The sequence below is a fragment of the Dyadobacter psychrophilus genome (genome assembly GCF_900167945.1).
GTDB lineage: Bacteria > Bacteroidota > Bacteroidia > Cytophagales > Spirosomataceae > Dyadobacter > Dyadobacter psychrophilus.
Window position 1 is genome coordinate 228,696 of record NZ_FUZA01000001.1, and the last position, 18,060, is coordinate 246,755.

Annotated in this window: 19 protein-coding genes and 1 riboswitch; of the genes, 13 read left to right on the forward strand and 6 right to left on the reverse strand. The window is 45.2% G+C overall.

The window, feature by feature from the left end:
• Positions 1–48 precede the first annotated feature (48 nt).
• Positions 49–1,155, forward strand: coding sequence for a bile acid:sodium symporter family protein (locus B5X68_RS01090; protein WP_082212833.1), 1,107 nt, complete (start codon positions 49–51; stop codon positions 1,153–1,155).
• Between the two features lie 102 nt (positions 1,156–1,257).
• Here B5X68_RS01090 and B5X68_RS01095 read toward each other — a convergent pair whose 3' ends face one another.
• The gene (locus tag B5X68_RS01095) at positions 1,258–1,761 is read right to left on the reverse strand and encodes a GNAT family N-acetyltransferase (RefSeq protein ID WP_082212834.1); all 504 of its coding nucleotides are present in this window, start codon (positions 1,759–1,761) and stop codon (positions 1,258–1,260) included.
• A gap of 141 nt (positions 1,762–1,902) precedes the next feature.
• A riboswitch (TPP riboswitch) is annotated at positions 1,903–1,998 on the forward strand.
• A 69-nt stretch (positions 1,999–2,067) separates the two neighbouring features.
• Here B5X68_RS01095 and thiS point away from each other — a divergent pair.
• The 9 genes from thiS (at position 2,068) to B5X68_RS01140 (ending at position 11,752) form a co-directional block, all read left to right on the forward strand.
• Complete coding sequence (gene thiS / locus B5X68_RS01100) at positions 2,068–2,271, forward strand: sulfur carrier protein ThiS (RefSeq protein WP_082212835.1); 204 nt, start codon at positions 2,068–2,070, stop codon at positions 2,269–2,271.
• 41 nt (positions 2,272–2,312) lie between these two features.
• Complete coding sequence (thiC, locus tag B5X68_RS01105) at positions 2,313–4,193, forward strand: phosphomethylpyrimidine synthase ThiC (protein ID WP_082212836.1); 1,881 nt, start codon at positions 2,313–2,315, stop codon at positions 4,191–4,193.
• Positions 4,194–5,432, forward strand: coding sequence for a thiamine phosphate synthase (locus tag B5X68_RS01110; RefSeq protein ID WP_082212837.1), 1,239 nt, complete (start codon positions 4,194–4,196; stop codon positions 5,430–5,432).
• Positions 5,426–6,196, forward strand: a complete 771-nt coding sequence (locus B5X68_RS01115; protein WP_082212838.1) for a thiazole synthase — start codon at positions 5,426–5,428, stop codon at positions 6,194–6,196. Before B5X68_RS01110 ends, B5X68_RS01115 begins: the two co-directional genes overlap by 7 nt.
• A complete protein-coding gene (gene thiH, locus B5X68_RS01120; RefSeq protein ID WP_082212839.1) occupies positions 6,186–7,298 on the forward strand; it encodes a 2-iminoacetate synthase ThiH in 1,113 nt (370 codons plus the stop codon). The genes B5X68_RS01115 and thiH overlap by 11 nt, the downstream gene beginning before the upstream one ends.
• Before the next feature lie 12 nt (positions 7,299–7,310).
• Entirely contained in the window at positions 7,311–8,366 is a 1,056-nt protein-coding gene (gene moeB / locus B5X68_RS01125) for a HesA/MoeB/ThiF family protein (RefSeq protein WP_082212840.1), read from the forward strand.
• An 89-nt stretch (positions 8,367–8,455) separates the two neighbouring features.
• Entirely contained in the window at positions 8,456–10,147 is a 1,692-nt protein-coding gene (locus B5X68_RS01130; RefSeq protein WP_082212841.1) for a GH39 family glycosyl hydrolase, read from the forward strand.
• 107 nt (positions 10,148–10,254) lie between these two features.
• Positions 10,255–11,136, forward strand: coding sequence for a sulfite exporter TauE/SafE family protein (locus B5X68_RS01135; protein WP_082212842.1), 882 nt, complete (start codon positions 10,255–10,257; stop codon positions 11,134–11,136).
• 145 nt (positions 11,137–11,281) lie between these two features.
• Positions 11,282–11,752, forward strand: a complete 471-nt coding sequence (locus tag B5X68_RS01140; protein WP_082212843.1) for an NADH-quinone oxidoreductase subunit A — start codon at positions 11,282–11,284, stop codon at positions 11,750–11,752.
• 45 nt (positions 11,753–11,797) lie between these two features.
• On the opposite strand, the gene B5X68_RS01145 is transcribed toward B5X68_RS01140, so the two are convergent.
• From B5X68_RS01145 to B5X68_RS01160, 4 genes are read right to left on the reverse strand one after another with little or no spacing between them, the layout of a single operon-like run.
• Positions 11,798–12,322: a hypothetical protein gene (locus B5X68_RS01145; protein ID WP_141110156.1), complete on the reverse strand. Its 525-nt coding sequence runs from the start codon at positions 12,320–12,322 to the stop codon at positions 11,798–11,800.
• 10 nt (positions 12,323–12,332) lie between these two features.
• Positions 12,333–13,676 carry a C10 family peptidase gene (locus tag B5X68_RS01150; protein WP_170916549.1) on the reverse strand — a complete coding sequence of 448 codons (1,344 nt, stop codon included), beginning with the start codon at positions 13,674–13,676 and terminating at the stop codon, positions 12,333–12,335.
• Positions 13,677–13,728: 52 nt separating this feature from the next.
• A complete protein-coding gene (locus B5X68_RS01155; protein WP_082212846.1) occupies positions 13,729–14,190 on the reverse strand; it encodes a hypothetical protein in 462 nt (153 codons plus the stop codon).
• A 41-nt stretch (positions 14,191–14,231) separates the two neighbouring features.
• Positions 14,232–15,476 (reverse strand): Spi family protease inhibitor, encoded by a 1,245-nt coding sequence (locus tag B5X68_RS01160; RefSeq protein ID WP_082212847.1) that lies wholly within the window; start codon positions 15,474–15,476, stop codon positions 14,232–14,234.
• 245 nt (positions 15,477–15,721) lie between these two features.
• Here B5X68_RS01160 and B5X68_RS01165 point away from each other — a divergent pair, with 245 nt between their 5' ends.
• A complete protein-coding gene (locus B5X68_RS01165; protein ID WP_141110157.1) occupies positions 15,722–16,060 on the forward strand; it encodes a helix-turn-helix domain-containing protein in 339 nt (112 codons plus the stop codon).
• A gap of 8 nt (positions 16,061–16,068) precedes the next feature.
• Here the strand turns inward: B5X68_RS01165 and B5X68_RS01170 are convergent, their stop codons facing one another.
• Positions 16,069–16,821: a hypothetical protein gene (locus tag B5X68_RS01170; RefSeq protein WP_082212849.1), complete on the reverse strand. Its 753-nt coding sequence runs from the start codon at positions 16,819–16,821 to the stop codon at positions 16,069–16,071.
• Positions 16,822–16,956: 135 nt separating this feature from the next.
• Here B5X68_RS01170 and nuoB point away from each other — a divergent pair, with 135 nt between their 5' ends.
• Both nuoB and B5X68_RS01180 read left to right on the forward strand, forming a co-directional pair.
• A complete protein-coding gene (gene nuoB, locus B5X68_RS01175; protein ID WP_082212850.1) occupies positions 16,957–17,481 on the forward strand; it encodes an NADH-quinone oxidoreductase subunit NuoB in 525 nt (174 codons plus the stop codon).
• Positions 17,482–17,500: 19 nt separating this feature from the next.
• A complete protein-coding gene (locus tag B5X68_RS01180) occupies positions 17,501–18,043 on the forward strand; it encodes an NADH-quinone oxidoreductase subunit C (protein WP_082213927.1) in 543 nt (180 codons plus the stop codon).
• The last annotated feature ends 17 nt before the right edge of the window (positions 18,044–18,060 follow it).

Sequence of the window (18,060 nt, forward strand, 5' to 3'; positions counted from 1 at the left end):
CAGGGCACTTTTGCGTTCTTTTTTAAATAGCATTATAACCATAATTATATGAATGTTTACAAGCTACTTGCCGGTATCGCCGGGCTATGCCTTCTTGTAGCGCTGTTTCTGGCGTTGTCTGGAAACCTGCCGCAAGCCGGTCCCTTCTTTATCGCATTTTTTCTGGCACTGGCCGTTAGTTTCAGGGGTTTCGAGAAACTCAAAGGTTTCACTTATACAACAGTAATTTTTGCTGCCGTCACCACAGCCCTTTACTATCCGCAGCATTTCCAAACTGTTAATGGTTTCAAACTGGCCGCATTGATTACCCCGCTTATCCAGATCATTATGTTTGGAATGGGCACATCCATGAGCTTCGGCGATTTTGTGGGCGTCGTAAAAATGCCAAAAGGAGTGTTAATCGGCGTCGTAAGCCATTTTATTATTATGCCAACCATTGGTTTTACATTGGCAAACCTGAGCGGCTTCCCACCAGAGATAGCGGCAGGGATTATCCTCATTGGCTGTTCACCAAATGGAATGGCATCAAATGTAATTTCGTATCTGGCGAAGGCAAATCTTGCATTGTCCATCACCATCACAGCAATCTCCACAATGCTTGCTCCGATTGTTACACCTCTGCTCATGAGCGCATTAGCAGGAGCTTTTGTTCAGATTGACACATTGCACATGATGTGGGACATTATCAAAATGGTCATTATTCCAATCGGCGCGGGTCTGCTGTTTAACAAATTTTTTAGCGGCAAAGCGAAGTGGCTGGACGACGCCATGCCGATCGTGTCCATGGCCGGAATCGCATTTATCATCGTCATCATTACCGCTGCCGGCCGCGACAGCCTACTCACAATCGGGCCAACATTGCTCCTGCTTGTGCTGATCCATAATTTATCGGGTTACACATTAGGCTACTGGTCGGGCCGCTTATTCAAAATGAGCGAAAGGGATTGCCGCACTATCGCCATAGAAGTAGGCATGCAAAACGGCGGTCTCGCATCAGGCATAGCAAAAGAAATGGGGAAAATGGCAACCGTCGGGCTTGCACCAGCCATATTCGGGCCACTAATGAACATTACCGGCTCTATTTTGGCGTCCTGGTGGCAAGGCAAACCAACGGGAGATGAAGAGACGTACGTCGAAACGGGAAGGGCACATTGAAAAATGTTGCTGAGTTGAACATTTCTTTGTCAGCCTGAGCGGAATCGAAGGCGCGTTACTGGCTTGGTAACGCGCCTTCGATTCCGCTCAGGCTGACAACCTTCAATCCTCTTCCAACAACAACTGCATAAAAACCAGATCAAGCCACTGGTCAAACTTATACCCTACTTCCTTTAAATAACCTTTTTCCACGAAACCATATCGCTTGTGGAATTCGATGCTGCCCCGGTTGGCGGCGTCGATGCCGGCGATCATGCTGTGCAGGCCTGATTCCCTTGCCCGCTGGATCAAGCTTCCTAAAAGCTTGCCCCCCACGCCAATTCCCCGCGATTTTTCATCAAGGTAAATGGAATGCTCGACGCTGAATTTATAGCCGATTTTAGGGCGGAAGATATTATAAGAGCCATAACCAATTACCTCGCCCTGTCTTTCTGCCACTATCACAGGCATCCCATCATTGAACATCTGCTCAAACCAGGCTTTTTGCTGATCCATCGTACGCGGCTCATAATCGTAAATGGCAGTGGTGTTAAGAATGGCGTGATTAATAATTTCTAAAAGGGATGGCAAATCCTTTGGAGCAGCGCTTCTGATAATAAGATCCATCAAGTAACGTAGTTCGATATAATTGGTAAATACAACCTTAAAGTTACCCGATAATTCTTAAAATAAAATAGTTCCCAATCCGTCAGTTGCAGCTCTTTTGTATGGTTGATTTTTGAAAATACATTTTTTAGAATAGCTTTGCTTAAACTTTAGGGGTGTCCCGATATGCGGACTGAGATAATACCCTTTGAACCTGATGCAGTTAGTACTGCCGAAGGGAAAAGTAAGAGATACTGCTATTGTATCTCAATGTATCTTTCCCCAAAAGGTCCATTCCTGAAGTTTTTCTCGAAAACATGATTCAGAATGGAAATTATCATCAACGGTCAACTGCGCGAATTCCCTGAGCCTCTCTCGGTCCAGCAATTATTATCTGCTCTTTTTCCTGAACAGGCGAAAGGGATAGCAGTCGCTGTCAATCAGTCTGTTGTCCCCAAATCGTCCTGGGCTTTTCATGCATTGCAACAGCATGACCGTGTGATGCTAATCACCGCCACGCAAGGCGGCTAGGCTCCATTCTCCCCATTTGTTTATCCTTAATCCAACATTTTATGAAAACTGAGAAAACGCCACAAAGCGGCAGTGTGACCACAGACCCGTTTCCCAATTCGCGGAAGATTTACGTAAAAGGCAACCTGCATAATGTGTCCGTTGCGATGCGGGAAATTGCATTGACAGATACGCGTTTGCATGGAAGAGCTGGTCAGGTTGAAAAAAACGCGCCTGTGACCGTCTACGATACGAGCGGCCCGTTTACTGATCCCAATGTGGAAATTGATGTCAAAAAAGGTTTGCCGGTATTGCGGTCGGAATGGATTAAAGCACGGCAGGATGTGGAGCAACTGGAAGGCATCAGTTCCAATTACGGACAACAGCGGCTTTCGGATCCGTCACTGGACACATTGCGTTTTGCACACATTACCAAGCCGTTCAGGGCGAAGGCGGGTGCTAATGTATCCCAGCTCCATTATGCAAAAAAAGGCATTATTACTGCCGAAATGGAATACATTGCGATCCGTGAAAATCAGCGGATCCAGGAAAATTTGTTGGAATTAAATGGTAAGGCTGGCTCGCTTTCGCATCAGCACCGCGGCCATAGTTTTGGCGCAAATACGCCGGTTAATTTTATCACGCCCGAGTTTGTGCGGTCGGAAGTTGCCGCAGGCCGCGCGGTAATTCCGGTAAACATTAATCACCCTGAAAGTGAGCCGATGATCATTGGACGTAACTTTTTGGTTAAAATCAATGCAAACATCGGAAACTCGGCCGTGTCATCCACGATTGAAGAAGAAGTTGAAAAGGCCGTTTGGGCTTGTCGATGGGGCGCTGACACAATTATGGACCTTTCAACGGGAAAAAACATTCACGAAACCCGCGAATGGATTATCCGCAATTCACCCGTTCCCATCGGAACAGTTCCGATCTATCAGGCTTTGGAAAAAGTAAATGGAAAAGCGGAAGATCTGACGTGGGAGCTGTTCCGCGATACACTGATAGAGCAAGCTGAGCAAGGCGTCGATTATTTTACCATACACGCCGGGGTTTTGCTTCGTTATATTCCGCTTACGGCCAAAAGGCTGACCGGAATTGTCTCCCGGGGTGGTTCTATCATGGCTAAATGGTGTTTGGCGCATCACAAGGAAAATTTCCTATACACGCATTTTGAGGAAATTTGCGAGATTATGAAAGCCTATGATGTCGCATTTTCACTCGGCGATGGCTTACGCCCCGGCTGCATTGCAGATGCAAACGATGCCGCACAATTTTCCGAACTGGAAACATTGGGCGAGCTGACCAAAATTGCCTGGAAACACGATGTGCAGACCATTATTGAGGGTCCTGGCCACGTCCCTATGCACTTGATCAAAGAGAATATGGAGAAGCAATTGGAACATTGCCAGGAAGCTCCATTTTATACATTGGGACCCTTAACAACCGACATTGCACCTGGCTATGACCACATTACATCAGCGATCGGCGCGGCCATGATCGGTTGGTTCGGGACGGCGATGCTTTGTTACGTTACACCAAAGGAACATTTGGGATTACCCAATAAAAAGGATGTAAAAGACGGCGTGATCACTTACAAAATCGCAGCTCACGCAGCGGATTTGGCCAAAGGGCATCCCGGGGCACAATATCGCGACAATGCATTGAGCAAAGCCCGCTTCGAATTCCGCTGGGAAGACCAGTTTAATCTTTCGCTCGATCCCGAAACAGCCAAATCATTCCATGACGAAACGCTTCCTGCAGAAGGCGCCAAAATTGCGCATTTCTGTTCAATGTGCGGCCCCAATTTCTGCTCGATGAAGATCACTCAGGATGTGCGCGATTATGCGGAAGAGCATGATCTCAATGCAGAAGCAATTGCAGAGGGTATGGAAGAAAAATCACGCGAATTTGCCAGTCTGGGCAGTCAGATTTACTTATAAATGGAAATAATCGCCATTTCGCATCCCGAATTTATCCCCCATGAAGCGCACCGGATTAACGCGCTTTTCAGGGAAGGAATGCTGCGCCTGCACCTCCGGAAACCCGACGGCAATGTTGCAGATTTGAATCGGTTATTAGGAGAAATCGACCCTGAATTTTATCCCAAAATTGCACTGCATACGCATCATGAACTCGCAGCGCAATTCGGGATCAACAGACTGCATTTCCCAGAAAACCTGAGAAAAGGCACGCCTGAATTTATGTTGGAAAAATTGAAAAATGCCGGTTTTAAGCTTAGCACATCCGTTCATGACATTAGCGAGCTCAATGCGCTTTCTACCGCGTTTGAGTATACATTTTTCGGGCCGGTTTTCAATAGTATTTCCAAAAAAGGCTATCAGCGCGTTATCCACGATGATTTTTATTTGAAAAATGAGCAAAAAAACGTCAAAGTGATCGCTATCGGAGGAATTGCTCATTCGAATATTGAAAAAATCAAAGAAATGAATTTCGACGGCGCCGCCATGCTAGGGGCGATCTGGCATTCTTCCAATTTTCAATTTTTAAACATTGCCGGGGGCCTAGGCCCCCGGCAATTGAAATCAGATCTCAAGAAAATTGAAAAGCTGCAATTCATTTCAAGTCAATCAGCTGAAATGAGCCATCTGGAAAGTATAAGGCTTGCATTGGAAGCAGGTTGCCGATGGATTCAGTTACGGGTCAAAAATCAGGAGGAAGCGCAGATTTTGGAGATAGCGACAGCAGCTAAATCACTGTGTGACAGTTACACTGCGAAGCTGATCATCAACGACTTCCCGAACATTGCAAGATCGGTGAATGCGCATGGATTACATCTGGGCTTGAACGATATGCCCATTTCCGAAGCCCGGAAAATTGTTGGTCACAATATGATTATTGGCGGCACGGCCAACACATTTGAAGACATTCTTTTGCGGGTAAATGAAGGTGCGGATTACATTGGATTAGGGCCATTTCGCTTTACCGGAACGAAACAGAATCTCAGTCCGATCCTGGGATTGGGAGGTTATGACGAGTTGATGCAAAGGCTGGTCAAAACGAACATTGAGATCCCGATCATTGCTATTGGCGGCATCTTGCCTGATGACATTCCCGGATTATTGGCAACAGGTTTACACGGCGTTGCCATGTCCTCTGCATTGATTCAATCAAAAGAACCAAAGGAAACAGTCCAAAAACTTGACGAAATATTATGTTGAAAATCGCAGATAAATCATTTGAATCGCGGCTTTTTACAGGGACTGGAAAGTTCAGTTCCGCTGCGTTAATGGAAAAATCGCTGCTGGCTTCGGGTTCTGAACTGGTTACCGTCGCACTGCGCCGCGTGGATGTGAATGATGCCGGGGACGACATGCTGCTGCATTTGAAACACCCGCATATCAATCTTTTACCCAACACATCCGGTGTAAGAACTGCGAAAGAAGCAATTTTTGCAGCGCAACTGGCCAGGGAAGCATTGGAAACCAACTGGCTCAAACTCGAAATCCATCCGGACCCAAAATATCTCCTGCCCGATCCTATCGAAACGCTCAAAGCTGCGGAAGAATTGGTAAAATTAGGTTTTGTAATCCTGCCCTACATTCATGCCGACCCGGTTTTGTGCAAAAGACTTGAAGAAGTGGGCGTAGCAGCAGTAATGCCCCTCGGCTCCCCCATTGGCAGTAATAAGGGTTTGAAAACAATCGATTTTCTGGAAATTATCATTGAGCAAAGCAATGTTCCTGTCATTATAGATGCTGGAATTGGCTCCCCGTCGGACGCTGCAAAAGCGATGGAAATAGGTGCTGATGCCGTTTTGGTCAATACGGCCATTGCGGTCGCAGGTGATCCGGTGGCGATGGCCGATGCTTTCAAATTGGCTGTGAAAGCTGGGCGCATGGCTTTTGAAGCACGTTTGGGAAATCAGGAACATTATGCTGTGGCCAGCAGTCCCTTAACCGCGTTTTTGGATTATGAGCTTTAAAAACAAATTTGAGGCGTACGATTGGGAGGAGGTTAAGGCCAGCATTTATTCCAAAACGGATGATGATGTTCGAAAAGCGCTTTTGGCTTCAAAGAGAACATTAGAAGACTTCAAAGCGCTCATTTCTCCTGCGGCAGCTAATTTCCTGGAACCAATGGCTCAACTCAGCCACAAACTGACCCAAAAGCGTTTTGGCAAAACCATGCAAATGTACATTCCGCTTTATTTGTCAAATGAATGCACGAACATTTGCACTTACTGCGGATTTAGCCTGGATAACAAAGTGCGGCGAAAAACCCTTTCGCAGGATGAAATTCTGCGTGAGGTAAATGTGATCAAATCGCTGGGCTATGACCACGTCTTGCTTGTGACCGGTGAGGCAAATCAGACAGTCCATACGGCTTATTTCAAAGAAGTGATCCAATTGATCCGGCCTTATTTTTCACAGATTTCGATGGAAGTACAACCATTGGAAACAGCTGAATACGAGGAATTGATAGCGCTGGGGCTATATTCGGTTTTGATTTATCAGGAAACCTATCACAAGGAAGATTACAAAAAGCACCATCCAAAGGGCAAAAAATCCAACTTCAATTATCGCCTGGAAACGCCGGACAGACTTGGACAAGCAGGAATACATAAAATGGGACTTGGTGTACTGATCGGGCTGGAAGATTGGCGGACAGACAGTTTTTTTACCGCCGCACATCTGCAATATCTCGAACGAACCTATTGGCAAACGCGTTATAGTTTATCGTTTCCCCGTTTGCGGCCATTCTCCGGCGGGCTTGAACCGAAGGTAGAAATGACCGATCGGGAGCTTGTACAGCTGATTTGTGCGTACCGGATTATGAACGAGGAAGTGGAAATCTCTCTTTCGACACGTGAATCTGAGCAATTTCGGGATCATTGCATTCGACTTGGCGTTACGTCTATCAGTGCGGGTTCCAAAACAAATCCGGGCGGCTACGCAGTTGAACCAGGGTCGCTGGAACAGTTTGAGATTTCAGACGAACGCACTCCGGCCCAAATTGCCGAGATGATCCGGGCAAGTGGTTATGAACCGGTTTGGAAGGATTGGGACCAGATTTTTGTTCAATAAATTTCAATTAATATGTTTGAGCAACAGGAACGCAAGCGTTATAGCAGACAGATATTGCTGCCCGAAATGGGGCTTATTGGCCAGGAAAGGCTGAAAGCCGCCAAGGTGCTGGTCGTTGGAGCAGGTGGTCTGGGTTGTCCGGTGCTGCAATATCTGGTTGCTGCGGGTGTCGGGAACATTGGAATTGTGGACGATGACGTTGTGGATATGACGAACCTGCACCGGCAAATTCTTTATTCCGCAGCCGACGTTGGAAAGAGTAAAGTCCTTGCTGCCGTCGAAAAATTAGAAGCTCAAAATCCTTTCGTAACACTCATTCCCCACCAAGTCCGCCTGCAGGAGGATAATGTGAACCAAATCATTGCAAACTATGACCTCGTTATCGATGGCTCGGACAATTTCCCTACCCGCTATCTGGTCAATGACGCTTGCGTAGAACTTGACAAACCATTGATTTTCGGCTCCATACTTCGTTTTGAAGGGCAGGTTTCCGTTTTTAATTATAAGGGCGGCCCTACTTACCGTTGTCTTTTCCCCGATGCAGAAGAAGGAGATAACTGTGCGGAAGCTGGCGTGATCGGCATTTTGCCTGGCATAATCGGCACTTACATGGCAAATGAAGCGATCAAGATCATTTGTGAAATCGGCAACGCATTATCCGGCAGGCTGCTCGTCATGAATGCTTTGACCAATACTACAAATATTTTCGAATTTTCGCGATCTGAACAAACCAGTCCTCCAACCCCCAGGACTAAGGAATCTGCCAATTTAAAAAACGATCCGCTAGCAGAACCCAGCGAAATGACTTATGAAGAATTTGAGCGTATAGAAACTTCCTATCCCGGTCAAATTCATTTGGTAGATGTACGCGAGTACAATGAATTTGAGGCAGACAATTTCGGCGGAGTGAACATTCCCCTATCCGAAATCCCCGACATTATTTCAACATTGCCGCCCAACAAAACGATCGTGTTTTACTGCCAAACAGGAAAAAGAAGCACCCTGGCAGCAAAACTCCTCATGCAAAGCGGATTTAACGGAGCAAGTTTCTGGGCTGGAAATTGGTGAATTCTATGTCAGCGCTAGTAGTTTTTTAAGTGGATATCCTTACCAATGCGAATCACCACTTCTGGGTATTAGCTATAACGCGCAGCTCTATGTCATTTAAAAAATTACTTGTTTCATTTCTTTTACTACTCGGCTCTCATCTTATCAATGCGCAGGAAACAAAGCAAAAACCAGTCACGATTGAAGTCAACCTAAATGTCGAAAAGGGTTCGGCGAAGCCGATTTGGGCGTGGTTTGGTTATGATGAGCCGAATTATACATATATGAAAGATGGCAAGAAATTGCTAACAGAAATCTCGCAGCTCAGTAAAATCCCGGTTTATGTACGCGCACACAGCATGCTCGTGACAGGTGATGGCGTAGCGGCATTGAAATGGGGTTCGACCAATGTTTATACTGAAGACAAAAAAGGAAATCCGGTGTATGACTGGACGGTAGTTGACAAAATCTTTGACACTTATATTGAAAGGGGCATGCGGCCAATCGCGCAGATTGGCTTTATGCCGGAAGCGTTATCATGTAAACCGCAGCCTTACAGGCATTTTTGGAAGCCAGGCGATAATTATAATGACATTTATACGGGCTGGGCTTATCCCCCTAATGATTACAAAAAATTCGCCGAGCTTGTGTTCCAATGGGTGAAACATTCAATCGAGCGGTATGGAAAAGAGGAGGTCGAAACCTGGTATTGGGAGCTCTGGAACGAACCCAATATCGGCTACTGGAAAGGCACAACTGAGGAATACATTAAATTATACGATTATTCCGCCGACGCTGTAAAACGTGCATTGCCTACCGCAAAAATAGGTGGACCGGAAGTTACCGGACCCAATTGGGATGTTTCGGCCAAATTTTTCAAGACTTTCCTGGATCACGTCGTTGGCGGGAAAAATTACGTGACTGGCAAAACAGGTTCACCACTTGACTTTATAACCTTTCACGCAAAAGGCAATCCCAAAGTTGTAGACGGCATTGTAAGAATGGACATGGGGACACAATTGAGAGACATTGACAAAGGCTTCGAAATCGTCGCTTCCTATCCTGCCCTCAAAAACCTGCCCATTATCATCGGCGAATCGGATCCAGAGGGTTGCGCCGCCTGCTCAGAAGACCTTCATCCGCAAAACGCTTACCGCAACGGGACCATGTATTCCGCCTACACGGCAGCATCATTTGCCCGGAAGCATGAGCTGGCCGACGCGCGGGGCGTCAACTTACTCGGTGCAGTGACCTGGGCATTTGAGTTTGAGGATCAGCCCTGGTTCAGGGGGTTCCGGGATTTGACGACTAATGGTGTTGACAAGCCCGTTTTAAATGTATTCAGAATGTTTGGAATGATGGATGGAAATCGCGTCGAGGTAAAACAAGATCTTGCCTATAACTTTGAAAAACTGAAAAAGGAAAGTGTGCGGGGAGAACGGGACATTAACGCATTTGCCACAAAAAATGTGGAGGAGGCGGCTATTATGGTTTGGAATTATCACGATGACAATAAAATTGTTGCGCCATCTCCAGTCAATCTTCAACTCAACGGACTGAGTGCAAAACGCGTCCAGGTGCACCATTACCGGATCGATCAGGAACATAGCAACGCATATGAAGTCTGGAAAAAAATGGGTTCTCCGCAGAAGCCGACCGAAGAGCAAATAGCGGTTCTGGAAAGCGCAGGGCAATTACAAACATTGACTTCTCCGCGATGGATGAACGTTGAGAATGGTCAAATCCAGCTGAATTTCGCATTGCCTGCACAGGGCGTTTCTCTTTTAAAAATCATTTGGTAAAACAAACCTTTGCTAAAATTTTAATAATCTATTAATTACGTAGATTAAATAGTTTTACTACTTTTGTAACTTCCTGTTCAACGGCGATACTAAATAACCCAACAGTAATGCTTACAAAAGTGCTCTCGCTTAAACTCCCCACAATATCAGGCTGGTATTTTGTTCCCGCTATTATTGTGATTCTACTATCCACACTATTTTTCGTACATGGCTCATTATCAGTTAGTCAGGAAGATGTAAATACTTTTATCGGGAGCGACTTTGCGTTGTATCTTTTGGTTGGATTGGCTGCACAGCTTGTAGATGGCGCATTGGGCATGGCCTACGGAGTAACTTCCACTTCTTTTCTGCTCAGTTTGGGCGTCCCACCCGCGATCAGCAGCACAAGCGTGCACGTAGCTGAAATGTTCACGACCGGTGCTTCTGCTATTTCCCACTTTCGCTATAAAAATATCAACAAAAAGCTCTTCAAAAGCCTTTTAATTCCGGGTGTAATCGGGGCAATTGTAGGTGCGTATCTCCTTTCCGATGTTATTGATGGCGACATTGTGAAACCGTACATTGCAGCATATATGCTCATTCTCGGTCTGATTATCATCAGAAAAGCGCTGCAAAAAAACCTGGTTAAAAATAAAACCAAGAAAATTGGCATCCTCGCGGCTGCGGGAGGTTTTCTGGATTCCATAGGTGGCGGTGGCTGGGGTCCGATTGTTACTTCCACTTTGCTCGGTCAGGGTCGTGATCCCCGTTACACGATTGGTTCTGTAAATGCTGCTGAATTCGTTATTGCGTTTGCAAGCGGTGTTACCTTCCTCATCTTCACGGGTGTAAGCAGCTGGCAGGTTGTTTCAGGGCTGATTATCGGAGGTGTTATTGCTGCTCCCTTCGGTGCGATGCTTGTTGGAAAGATCAAACGCAAGCCTTTAATGCTCATCATTGGTGTATTGGTAATCGGGCTAAGCGTTAGGACCATTTGGCTCAGTTTCTAAGAAACAACCGGTTCGTCTTCAAACAAATCTTGTTTCATTTCTTAATGGTCAGCCTCAATATTTTTGTTTTATCTCCAAGGTTTTCATTTCAAAAACGCCGTCAAGACGCTAAAATCAGTAGCTTTGTGCAAACGAGTCCCGAATTATGATCTCTGATTTTGGCTACATATTACTCTTTATACTTGCAGCAATTGCCCTGTTAGGCCTGATGCTGACCATTGCAAAATTCCTGCGCCCCCACCAGCCAAACGAAGAAAAACTAACAACATATGAATCCGGCGAAGACCCGCTCGGCAATGCAAACATTCAATTCAATGTTCGCTTCTACGTGATCGCTCTGATCTTTGTGTTATTTGAAGTCGAGCTTTTATTCCTGTTTCCCTGGGCCGTCGTTTTTGGAAACGAAGATCTCATTGCGCAGACAAACGGCCAATGGGGTTGGTTCGCCCTTGCGGAAATGACCGTTTTCATCGGAATTCTCATTCTCGGCCTGGCCTACGCCTGGGGTAAAGGTTACCTCGACTGGGTAAGGCCAAAGCCCCAAGTCCCCGCAATTAACTCACCGGTTCCCGCAGATCTTTACAGTCAGGTGAATGAAAAGTATGGGAAGAAGTAGACTCGTCAAATTTTGTAGATCAGATCTCCTGACACCATAATTGACTCATCTGAATTTTTTTGTCGGTTCGTATATGTAACGAAGCGTGTCAAGTTCCGGTTTATAGGTTTCACTTTTCATGATGTTGCTTAATCTCAATTTGGTTGTAATGCCTGCGGTGATATCTTGGTCTAGGACCGCCAAAAAGCCGACCGATTCGTTCATTCGGTAATAGAAAGCACTCTGCTTGGTCTTTTTGTTGAAATCGTAATTGTATAGCACACCAAGAAACCTGTCTGTGCTATCAATTGCAGCATTATAAAATGAAAACACCCGATAATCGATTCCCTTCCGATAGAAGTAAACTCTTGCACTATCATGATCCATGTATCCCCTTTCCGTGACCAAAAACTGCTTCCCAGAAGCGTCAGATACGCTAGCCGACTTTCCCCTGACCTCATATTTCGACAGCTTCCAATAGCCAGTTATTCCATCACCACCATTTCCAATAACATCCCCCCGTGGACCAAGATTTTTTGAATAGCAACCGATCATCAGGTTGATATAAAACATTAGTATGAAAGTTCTCATCTTTTAATTGCTAAGGTTGAACGACATATGCTCTCATATTAGAACTATTGTATAAAATTCCTCCACCTGCAATGCCTGTGTAGGCAAACCAGGTGTTGTTCTCCGCAGTGTTTCCCCAACCCCAGTTCATTTGATAGTAAATCGCATGATTTTCGTAACAAAAACCGTTTTGATCGTTGAAAATTGCGTACAGATCCTTGATGCCATCCATAACCCAAATATGCTGATTTGGTGCACAAGCAGTGCAATTCGAACCGAAGACTATGACCGGTCTGCTGGCTCGCAATTCTGAATTTATGATGCCGGAATTTGTAAAAAACTCTTTATCGAACGAGGTATATCCACGATTTGAAAAAAAATTATCAATGTGGCCGGGAATATTCCAAGTTTGACAGCCAGCTCCTGACAAAGGAATTCCTAACGCTGGGACAATCGTGTTATAAACAGCGTCCAAATCCTTCCCAACATCACGTAAGAGTTGTGCTAAATTTATGTGATTTGCGTTAACAGGTACACATAGTTCAGGTGCGGCCATTGGCATAGCAGTAAACATATTTGATGAGTATGCATGCCCGTTTGCAGTCACGGGTTTGTGATGATATCGTAAAACCTGGCTAACAGCAACTGGGCCACAACCAGTTGGCGCCTTACTGCATGAATAATCTCCTTTACAATTTATTACTGACAAACCTGCTGGACAAAATGCATTATACCCGGTGCCTTGTCGCCATCTGGATATGTTGTGCGTCAAATGCTGGATCGTCAGATTGGCTGGTATCGGGTGCGTTACGAACCACTCGCAGCTTTCTTCCGCAGTGTAAATTGGCTCGTCGGTTGTTCTTCCGCCGTCTGGCATTTGTTCGAGTTGTTTCCAATAGTTGACGATATCAATATGCGCTTCTGATTGCCGCTGAGCTCCTTTGTAAGTCTCCTTTACGATATCAAACCACAGTTGAATGCCGGGATTGTCCGTTTTCTCATCGAACGCACCTTTATCGGAAAATGCCAATATTGGCTTCATCCTTCTGTCGGCAGACAGCAATGTAAATCCCTTGTCATCCTCATAGTCTAAAATGTAAAAGACAATTGCTCCATCTTCGTTATAAAAGCTCCTGACATCTTTGATGATTTTCTCATCACCCTCTGATGTTCTGGCATTTTTGTTGAGCAATGTGAGCGCATCGCTGGTAATAAGGCTAACGGCCTCCCGCTGTGTTAGGAAAAATTGATTTTTGGTGACTTGTGATTTTTTAAATCGGGGGTCTGCAACTTCATGGTTCAAGCAGCCATTCAGAAACGCCAGAGTCATTAATCCTAGAAATGTGACGATCGACATTGCAATTTTTAAAAGCATAAGCATGTGTTTGGAACCCTTGTACTTTTTTGACCGCTTTTCCAGATATCATTTAAAGCGGCATGACCTGTGTATAGAAAAACTTTACAGAATCGCGGGCTGTTCCTATTTCCGGCAGATAGTCGGACGCTTCCAAAATTGAAGGTTTCCCACTCTGCTTTGTGATCTTGAAGAATCGTTTTAATCCGCCTCTGTAAGACATTAAAACTGTTTTATTTTTTTTGTTGGATATTGGAGCTGGATTTCTTGCCCAAATATATTTAGCAAACAAAGTATCATTTCGGTAGATACGTTCTACATCATCATCACCTTCATGCTGATCCACTCTTTTTTCCCTATATCCAATCTGAGCCCCTGTTAGAGTTCGTGTTGGCGTTACAATTTTCTCTAAAATCCAGGTTCCTCCAAGGTGGATAGCGAGCGGTCCTACTGCAAAGAGATCATCCTTACGGTCACAGCTTCCAGTAAACGCAACAACAAAAACGATAACTACGAATTTCTCCAAATATTTCATATCGCAAATCCGGTTTAGATTAATATTTTAAACCACGGATATTAAGGCCTGATACCAGTTATCACATGCAAATTCCCATTATAATCTTCCCCCTTAGGATTGTACTGACCGAAAGCATAGTCGCCATTCGCCTTTCCACCCCATCCCCAGTTCATCCTTAAATAAGTGTATGACCATTCTTTGCATGTCTTTGTTGCACAATCAAATTCGCTGTATTCACTAAGTTGATAACCTTCGCACGCCCAAATATGATAATCATTGAAGCAGCTTAAACAGGTGGATCCCCAAAAGAGCAAAGGATGGTTCGTATTTAGCTCGCTCTCAATTAATGCGAGGTTATAAGCTTCATTCGCAGACCCACCACTCGAAAATCCGAAGCTTTTTAATCCGCTTTTTACATCAGCCGGCCAAGTGAATGTATTGCATGAACCCATATAATTATAACTGGCTTTTGCCTTATCGCCCATGGTTTTCATGAGGGTACCTAAGCTATGTTCTCCCGCATTACTGGCAGCACACTTGCCTTCTGAAACACGTGGACGGGAAAGGTTAGGGTGGTAATATTCTTCTAACTGTGCCATAGCAACAGGGCCGCAACCTGCCACACGTCTCCCGCAACCATCACAATCTCCGGCTGTGCTAAGCTTGGTCGTGGATAGCTGCGTCTGCCCCCAAATAGTCGATATCAACGGCCCCTTAATGGTCATTTTATTCTTACATTGAAACTGCCCGTATTGATACCATTCAATGCAATTCGAATCTTCGATCCTAAGTTTTCGAGAAAGGTATTTCTGCCCTTCTTTCCTGACGATCGGATGTGGTTCGCCTCCTTTGTTTCTGGCTTCGCGCACCTTTGTTTTGGCCATGTCCAGCCAAAGTGACACGCCATTAGGGATATTATTGACGTCAATGTCGGATGATTCCGAAAAGGCCAGGATCGGCATTACACGAAGATCTGCCGATATGATTGCGAAGCCCTTCTCCTTCTTGAAAATGTAAAGTAATGGCGAACCATCCGCAGAGTCCGTTATTGCAAGCTGATCGGTGATTTCATCCACACGGCTAAGCGTTGCGGCAGAAGAGTCTGCGTTAATGCGGGATGAGGCTTTCGCAGGGAAGGACGCCACTTCCCTGGCTTCATTAAGTGAGATTGTGAGCGGATCATGGATGGTTTCAGGTTCGGGATCAGAATTTTTTACCGGTTCATCCCTTTTGCATTGAACGAAAATCAACACGGCCATACAACAAAAGAAGAGCAGCCTAACTAATAACAAAACGTTTTTCATAGCATTAGCATGTGTTTATCCCTCTCCCGCCTGCCGCACTAATTTGAACGGCTCTGAGAGGTAATGCAAAGATGCTTTGTAACGATACTTCAATCCAACAGGCTGTGCTTATAACCTAATAACCAGCGCTTATAAGTTTATAACCAGTGCTTATAATTAAATTTCTCGGCTTGGTTGAAATAGAAAAATTCTTGATTTTGCGCCTCAAATACCTTCCGGCTTACATATACTTTCAACACACTATCATGAATATCATTGCCAGTAACCTCCTCACGAAACGTGAAGAAAAACGACTTACCCAAGCTTATATGGCATTTTTGAGCGGAATGTCACAACCTAATTACTCCGATATTGAAAGGGGCAAGACCCGGCCGTCCATTGATCAGCTCAAAAGGTTTTCGGAAATCCTGGACGTCTCTGTGGACGAGCTGATTTCGGAAGTTAAAAAACAAAAAATCCCCCAGGGCCGCGAGTCGTTCAACGTTCCTAAGGGAAGACAATCTGCTCTGCTTAAAGCGATTGAAGAAAGAGATAAGTACATTAAACTGCTTGAAGGACAGCTGGCGGATTTGAAGAAAAAGTAGAACCAGAATTATCTGTGCATTCCCATTCCTTTCCACATTTTAGCATCTTTTTTCGGAAAGAACACGAGGCCCAGCTGGACATAGATCTGGTTCAGTTTGAGGGAAGAAAGATCGCTTACTGTAACATCCTCTCCTTTCCACTTCCGTCGGCCAAGAACGGGCAAATGATAGGATGCTTTTCCGCTCAGATACACCTGATCATGCCATTTTGGTAACAAATTCATTTTATAATCCGCCCCGATGCCGGCGTGAAAGTTAATGTTGCCGGTGCGTAGTCTTACAGGTTGGTAGGATTGCGGATTTTGGGTGACCTGGCCAATGGTTGCGGTTTGGTTGCTTTTGATTTTGAGCTGATACAGCATCAGGTCGAAACCAATGGGAATCAGTACGTTCCAGCGACGGTTATTAACAATTTTCGGCCCGCCGTCCGTTCCTATGCCGATGCCGTTGAGATAAGCCTTTCTTGAATCCTTATCCGTTGTATAATTGGTGCTGTTCATAATAATGATCCTTCCCTCGGAAAACCAGCGTTCAGACTCCGTCCTTTTTGCGAGGACGATGGAACCCATGAAAGATGTGAATGGCTTAATTTGCAGTCTGTCAAGCTGCTGCCTCATTGTTTTATTGTTGGGAAGCAGTCCGAACTCGGCGTAAATGGCCATACCGCTCTTGAACATACGCACGGTGCTGTCAGTTTGCGCACTTGCAAAACTGAAAATCGACATGGCTAAAATGGTGCTGAAAAGTAATTTGTTGATCATACAGTTGTGTTGTTGAATTGCTCCCTGATCAAAGCAGGAAACAGTTTTTTACTAAATATGGTTACTTTTGTATACATTGATATGGCTTAGCAAGCAATATCTGTACCACTGGATTTTTGGAAGGAAAATAACAGAATGAGTGATAAAATAAAAACGGGAGACGGAGGCATTATACTTACAAATGCAGAGGATCTGATGAATTGGGCAAGATTGTCTTCCCTGTGGCCAATGGGCTTTGGGCTGGCTTGCTGTGCAATTGAAATGATGGCCGCATATGCTTCTAATTATGATTTGGAGCGTTTCGGCATACTTCCCAGGCCCTCTCCGCGCCAGTCGGATGTGATGATCGTGGCAGGGACTGTGACATTCAAAATGGCGGACAGGATCAGGAGATTGTATGAACAAATGCCAGAGCCGCGCTATGTGATCTCAATGGGCAGCTGCTCAAACTGTGGCGGACCGTATTGGGAACATGGCTATCATGTGGTTAAAGGTGTGGACCGGATCATACCGGTAGATGTATACGTTCCCGGCTGTCCACCGAGACCGGAGGCGTTAATCGGCGGTTTTATGAAATTGCAGGAAAAGATCAAAGGCGAACATCCGCTGGCTCCGGCACTTTTTCTGGAAATGGAAGCCAAGGAAACCGTCAGTGCTTAATCTTAAATTTTCAAAAACAATGACCTTCCAGGAAATTTCGGAGCTGGTTAGCACTAACTTTTCAGACAAAATAATCGAGACGGATCTTAAAGGGCCGCAGCCAATTTTAATCGTTCCCGTTAACGACATTGCTGAAATCTGTGGTTTTTTATATCGGGACAGCCGTTTGTATTTCGACTATCTGGGTTGTCTGACTGCAATTGATAACGGTGCGGCAGTGGGAACAATGGAAGTAATTTATAATCTTACCTCCATTCCCTATGGTCACGATCTAATGATTAAAACAGTTTTCGCCAGAAACACGGAAGGTGCTGCATTGCCGACTGTCCCTTCTGTTGCAAGCATCTGGCGAACAGCCGATTGGCATGAAAGAGAAGCTTACGATCTGGCGGGTATCCATTTTGAGGGCCATCCGGATTTGCGTCGGATTTTGTTGCCCGAAGATTGGGAAGGTCATCCGTTGAGAAAAGATTATAGTGTCCAGGATCGTTATCATGGCATTTATGTACGTTACGAGGATGGCGTTTCCGAGCAACTGCCTGCTAATGAAGACAGGGCTTAATGTTTTAGTTATAATAA

Bases quoted from the DNA above. Each gene is read 5' to 3' on its own strand.
- B5X68_RS01155 (WP_082212846.1), bottom strand. From the start codon at position 14,190: ATGAAATATTTGGAGAAATTCGTAGTTATCGTTTTTGTTGTTGCGTTT.
- moeB (WP_082212840.1), top strand. From the start codon at position 7,311: ATGTTTGAGCAACAGGAACGCAAGCGTTATAGCAGACAGATATTGCTG.
- B5X68_RS01180 (WP_082213927.1), top strand. From the start codon at position 17,501: ATGACCTTCCAGGAAATTTCGGAGCTGGTTAGCACTAACTTTTCAGAC.
- B5X68_RS01130 (WP_082212841.1), top strand. From the start codon at position 8,456: ATGTCATTTAAAAAATTACTTGTTTCATTTCTTTTACTACTCGGCTCT.
- thiS (WP_082212835.1), top strand. From the start codon at position 2,068: ATGGAAATTATCATCAACGGTCAACTGCGCGAATTCCCTGAGCCTCTC.
- thiC (WP_082212836.1), top strand. From the start codon at position 2,313: ATGAAAACTGAGAAAACGCCACAAAGCGGCAGTGTGACCACAGACCCG.
- B5X68_RS01140 (WP_082212843.1), top strand. From the start codon at position 11,282: ATGATCTCTGATTTTGGCTACATATTACTCTTTATACTTGCAGCAATT.
- B5X68_RS01165 (WP_141110157.1), top strand. From the start codon at position 15,722: ATGAATATCATTGCCAGTAACCTCCTCACGAAACGTGAAGAAAAACGA.
- B5X68_RS01095 (WP_082212834.1), bottom strand. From the start codon at position 1,761: ATGGATCTTATTATCAGAAGCGCTGCTCCAAAGGATTTGCCATCCCTT.
- B5X68_RS01170 (WP_082212849.1), bottom strand. From the start codon at position 16,821: ATGATCAACAAATTACTTTTCAGCACCATTTTAGCCATGTCGATTTTC.
- thiH (WP_082212839.1), top strand. From the start codon at position 6,186: ATGAGCTTTAAAAACAAATTTGAGGCGTACGATTGGGAGGAGGTTAAG.
- B5X68_RS01145 (WP_141110156.1), bottom strand. From the start codon at position 12,322: ATGAGAACTTTCATACTAATGTTTTATATCAACCTGATGATCGGTTGC.
- B5X68_RS01150 (WP_170916549.1), bottom strand. From the start codon at position 13,676: ATGCTTTTAAAAATTGCAATGTCGATCGTCACATTTCTAGGATTAATG.
- B5X68_RS01090 (WP_082212833.1), top strand. From the start codon at position 49: ATGAATGTTTACAAGCTACTTGCCGGTATCGCCGGGCTATGCCTTCTT.
- nuoB (WP_082212850.1), top strand. From the start codon at position 16,957: ATGAGTGATAAAATAAAAACGGGAGACGGAGGCATTATACTTACAAAT.
- B5X68_RS01115 (WP_082212838.1), top strand. From the start codon at position 5,426: ATGTTGAAAATCGCAGATAAATCATTTGAATCGCGGCTTTTTACAGGG.
- B5X68_RS01110 (WP_082212837.1), top strand. From the start codon at position 4,194: ATGGAAATAATCGCCATTTCGCATCCCGAATTTATCCCCCATGAAGCG.
- B5X68_RS01160 (WP_082212847.1), bottom strand. From the start codon at position 15,476: ATGAAAAACGTTTTGTTATTAGTTAGGCTGCTCTTCTTTTGTTGTATG.
- B5X68_RS01135 (WP_082212842.1), top strand. From the start codon at position 10,255: ATGCTTACAAAAGTGCTCTCGCTTAAACTCCCCACAATATCAGGCTGG.